We start from the raw sequence: 4,135 nt of genomic DNA, 5'->3' as shown, positions 1-4,135 counted from the left end.
CGCCCACCCCAGCGAATGTTCCCGGGGAAGAGCCGGGCCCTCCGCTGTTCGCCCCGGCCCAGAAGAAAGGCCCCACCGTGAAGACTTCCGACATCGCCAGGAATCCATCCTCCTCGTCCGCCCTCGGCAAGAAGGCCCCCAGCACGCACGACTTCCTCAAGAGGTGCGCGCTCACCTTCGGGACAGCGATATGGCTGGAGATGGGGTGCGCCGGAGCGCCGGTGCGACCCGAGCCCGGCGACTGCCCCAAGGAAGCCATTGAGGCCATGGAGGAGCTGGACCTGTGGGACAGGTACTCCTTCGCCGCCTGGCTTGACGTCGGCCAGATGTATCCGCGACGCGAGGGACCCGATATGGGTGTCTACCGCTCCGGCCCCATCGTCAGCTTCGTGTACAGGCCCGACCGCACCAAGCTTCCGAAGGGGACGCGGCTCTACGGACAGCTCTGGGTGAATGAGAAGGAGCGCATCGTGTATGGCCGCTGGACCGAGGCCGAACTCCCAGGGAACCGCAAGGTTCCCGTCTGCCTCGTCCTCGCCGGCAGTGGCCGCAGCGAAGGATGGGAGTGGGGCGAAGGCTCCGCGCCTGGAGCCGTGCGGCTGGAAAGGGCTCTCATGATCGAGGCCGTCCACCACTGGCCCGCGCCCGATGACCTCAGGAGGTGAGGTGGGTTCCTCCCTGGAGATTCGGGGGGTAGGCTCCGCCCGCATGTCCGAGACGACCGGCCCCATGATCCCCGGAGGCATTCTCTTCACCACCGGAGACGTGGCCTATGAGTTCATCCGGCACCTCGGGCAGGGCCCCCATGGCGAGCGCGTGTTCCTCGCCCGCCCGCGCCACCCGCGCACCGTGGGTGGCTGGGTGGTGGTGAAGCGGCTGAGCCGCCTGGATGACCGCAAGGCACTCCAGCGGCTGGAGGAGGAGGTGCGGCTCGCCTCGCGGCTGAACCACCCGAACATCGCCCGGGTGCATGGGCTCCATGCGCACCGGAACACCTTACACGCCGTGTCCGAGTACGTGGAGGGTGACAGCCTGCGCGAGGCGTCCTCGTATCCAGTGATGCGCGGGCGCTTCGTGTCCGAGGCGTTCGCACTCTATGTGGGCGCGGAAGTGGCTGCGGCCCTGCACCACGCGCACACGGCCACAGATGAGGAGGGCCGGGCGCTCGCCATCGTCCACCGCGACATCAACCCCGAGCGCATCCGCCTGAGCACGCAAGGAGGAGTGAAGCTCACCGACTTCGGCCTTGCCACCTCGCGGCTGGCGGGCCGGGTGGCTTCGTCGCTGCCGAGCGTGAAGGGGGAAGTCTTCTTCGCCTCCCCCGAGCAACTGCTGCGCCGCCCGGTGGACCACCGCTCCGACCTTTTCGCCCTGGGGCTGGTGCTGCTGGAACTGCTGACGGGCCAGCACCTCTTCTGGCTCACGGATGTGGACCTGCGCGAGCTGGGCACGGAGATGGCCGCGCTTTCCCCCGAGTCGATGGAGTTGCTACGCGAGGCCGTCCAGCAGCAGGTGGAGCGGCGTGGGTCGGAGAGCATGACGATGCAGTGGGAGGCGCAGCTCGCGCTGCGGGCCCGCTCCTTCGGCCCCGAGGACGTGGAGCAGGCAGCGCATGACGTCCCCGCGCCGACGCGGACCCTCCTCCACCGACTCCTCCGCAACGACCCGGACGAACGATTCCAGACGGGAGCGGAACTGGGTGCCGCGTTGAAAGCGCGCCTTGCCGAGCTGGGCCAGCGCTACGGCGCGAAGGAGGCCGCGGAGGAAGTGCTGCTGGCCAAGGCCGAATCCAGGGGCATCGTGCTGGATACCCACGAGCAATACGTGGGCGTCCAGCCCGGTACGGTGCCCATGCGGAACGAGAACGGGAGCACCACTTCGGAGGCGTAACCAGGCCCGTGGGCGCCCCTCCGGGTAAGTCCGGAAACCGTCCATGCAGGAGGGCCGATGACCTCTCTGGGGCAGCCGCGTCAGGCGGGAGGCGCGGCATGTGCCTCGGCGCGAGCCCCGGTAGGGAGCGTGAAGAAGAACGTGCTCCCCTCCCCCGGACGGCTGTCCACGCCCAGCTGTCCGCCGTGGGCCTCGACGAGCCCCTTCACGATGGCCAGCCCCAGCCCCGCCCCTTCCTTGCGCTTCTCCCGCGCCTGCCAGAAGGGGTCGAAGAGGTGCGGCAGATCCTCTTCCGCGATCCCGGGCCCCGTGTCGCCCACCGAGAAGCGCACCTGACCCGGTTCGGGCTGGACGCTCAGCGTGATGCTCCCCCCTTCGGGCGTGAACTTCAGTGCGTTGCCGATGAGGTTGGAGAGGATTTGAAGCACGCGCTCCCGGTCCGCGAGGACGGGAGGCACGTCCTCCGGGACGAAGGCCCCGAGCTGGAGGGACTTCGCATCCACGAGCGCGCGGTGCAGCTCCACCAGGTCCCGGACGAGCGGTGCCACCTCCATCGGTTCGCGCTCCACCGACAGGGGTCCGCCCTCCATCCGGGCCACGTCGAGCAGGTCCTGGATGAGCCGGTTCGCCCGCTCGACCGACTTCCGGATGGACTCCAGGGGCTTCTGGACGGCGTGCGTCGCGGACAGCTGCTTGCCCAGCTTCCCGGCGCTCAGCGCGATGACGTTGAGGGGCGCGCGCAGGTCGTGGGCGACGATGCGCAGCACCTCGTCGCGGATGCGCGTGGCCTGTTCGGACTTCTCGTGCAGTTGGGCGTTGTCCAGGGCGCTCGCGGCCCGGCGCGCCAGCTCCTCCGCCTGCGCGAGCTCACGGGCTCCGTAGCGGCGCCCGGACCCGGAGGTCGCGAGGAGGACGGCGCCCAGGATGCGCGCGGGGGTCCGCAGCGCAACGACGATGCAGGACAGGGGCGCGAGGCGGCGGAGCAGCGTCAGGTGAGCGGCGTCATACGCCGCGGTTTCGAGCAGCTCCGGGGAGACCTCCGGCATCAGCACCGGCTTCCCCGTCTGGAGCACGGAGCTGGTGAGCCCTCCCGAGCGGAGCGGATCCATTGGGTAGGCGGTGATCAACTCCCGCAGGCTCCGCGTCAGCTCCGGCGTGGCCGCCGCGGTCTCCACCCGGTGGACACGTCCTTCGTCCCCCAGGAGGTGCACCACGCACCAGTCCGCCAGCGCCGGCACGGCCAGCGCCGCCACCGTGGCCAGCGTCACCTGGGGCTCCAGCGACGCCGCCAGCCGGGGGCCCGCCTCCGCCAGGAAGCGCCACGCCTGCTCCATCTGCTTGCGCTCCGTGATGTCCTGGATCTGCGAGATGAAGTGGAGCGGCTCGCCTTGGGCGTCTCGGACCACCGACGCCGTCAACAGGGTGGTCACGACGTGCCCGTCCTTGTGGAAGTAGCGCTTCTCGAGCTGGTAGGAGTCGATGTCTCCCTGGACCAGCCGGCGCACGTTCATCAAGTCCAGCTCCAGATCCTCGGGAACGGTGATGTGCTGGAACGTCCGGGCGAGCAGCTCCTCCTGCGAGTAGCCGACGATGTCGCAGAGCGCGGCGTTCACATGGAGGAACCGCCCGTCCAGCCTGACCATCGCCATGCCGATGGGCGCGTACTCGAAGGCCGTGCGGAAGCGCTCCTCGCTGTTGCGCAGCCCGTCTTCCGCCAACTTGCGCGCGGTGATGTCCCGCAGGCTGACGGTGAGCAGCCCGGTCCCGTTGACGCCCAGCTTCGAGATGCTCGCCTCCGCCGAAAACACCTCGCCGCCCTTGCGCCGGCCGGAGATGGGCAGCCGTTCCCCCATCTGTCGGGAGGTCATGCCGCCCTCCGAGAACTGTCGGACGTGCCGGGCGTGGACCGTCCGGAAGTGTTCGGGCAGGAGCACGTCCAGGGGCTGGCCCAGGATCTCGCTCGCGGCATAGCCGAAGATGCGCTCGGCGCTCGCGTTGAACAGGAGGATGCGCTGCGCGGGATCGACGGAGATGATGGCGTCCGCCGCGTGGGCGACGATGCCACTGAGGCGCGCCTCCGACAGCCGCAGCGCCTGCTCCACCTCGCAGTGCCTCGCGTCCCGCAGGGACAGGGCGTTCGCGTTCCAGCGCATCATCGCCAGGAAGGCGACCATCGTCAGGAGCACGACGAGTGTGACGCCGAAGGCGGCTCCATAGACCCCCAGCCACTGCCCCAGCAGCACGG

General features: G+C 69.6%; 3 protein-coding genes. 2 read left to right on the top strand and 1 reads right to left on the bottom strand.

Annotated elements, in window-relative coordinates; genetic code table 11:
- The first annotated feature begins 77 nt into the window (after positions 1 to 77).
- The gene (locus tag D7V93_RS39415; RefSeq protein ID WP_120648193.1) at positions 78 to 665 is read left to right on the top strand and encodes a hypothetical protein; all 588 of its coding nucleotides are present in this window, start codon (positions 78 to 80) and stop codon (positions 663 to 665) included.
- A gap of 43 nt (positions 666 to 708) precedes the next feature.
- Positions 709 to 1,890, top strand: coding sequence for a serine/threonine-protein kinase (locus D7V93_RS39410; protein WP_158623964.1), 1,182 nt, complete (start codon positions 709 to 711; stop codon positions 1,888 to 1,890).
- Between the two features lie 80 nt (positions 1,891 to 1,970).
- Here D7V93_RS39410 and D7V93_RS39405 read toward each other — a convergent pair.
- On the bottom strand, positions 1,971 to 4,135 hold a 2,165-nt coding region (locus D7V93_RS39405), incomplete at its 5' end, for a sensor histidine kinase (RefSeq protein WP_120648191.1).

The organism is Corallococcus llansteffanensis, from assembly GCF_003612055.1.
Taxonomy (GTDB): domain Bacteria; phylum Myxococcota; class Myxococcia; order Myxococcales; family Myxococcaceae; genus Corallococcus; species Corallococcus llansteffanensis.
The sequence above is the reverse complement of the archived record's forward strand: the minus strand, read 5'-3'. Positions and strand labels throughout refer to the sequence as shown.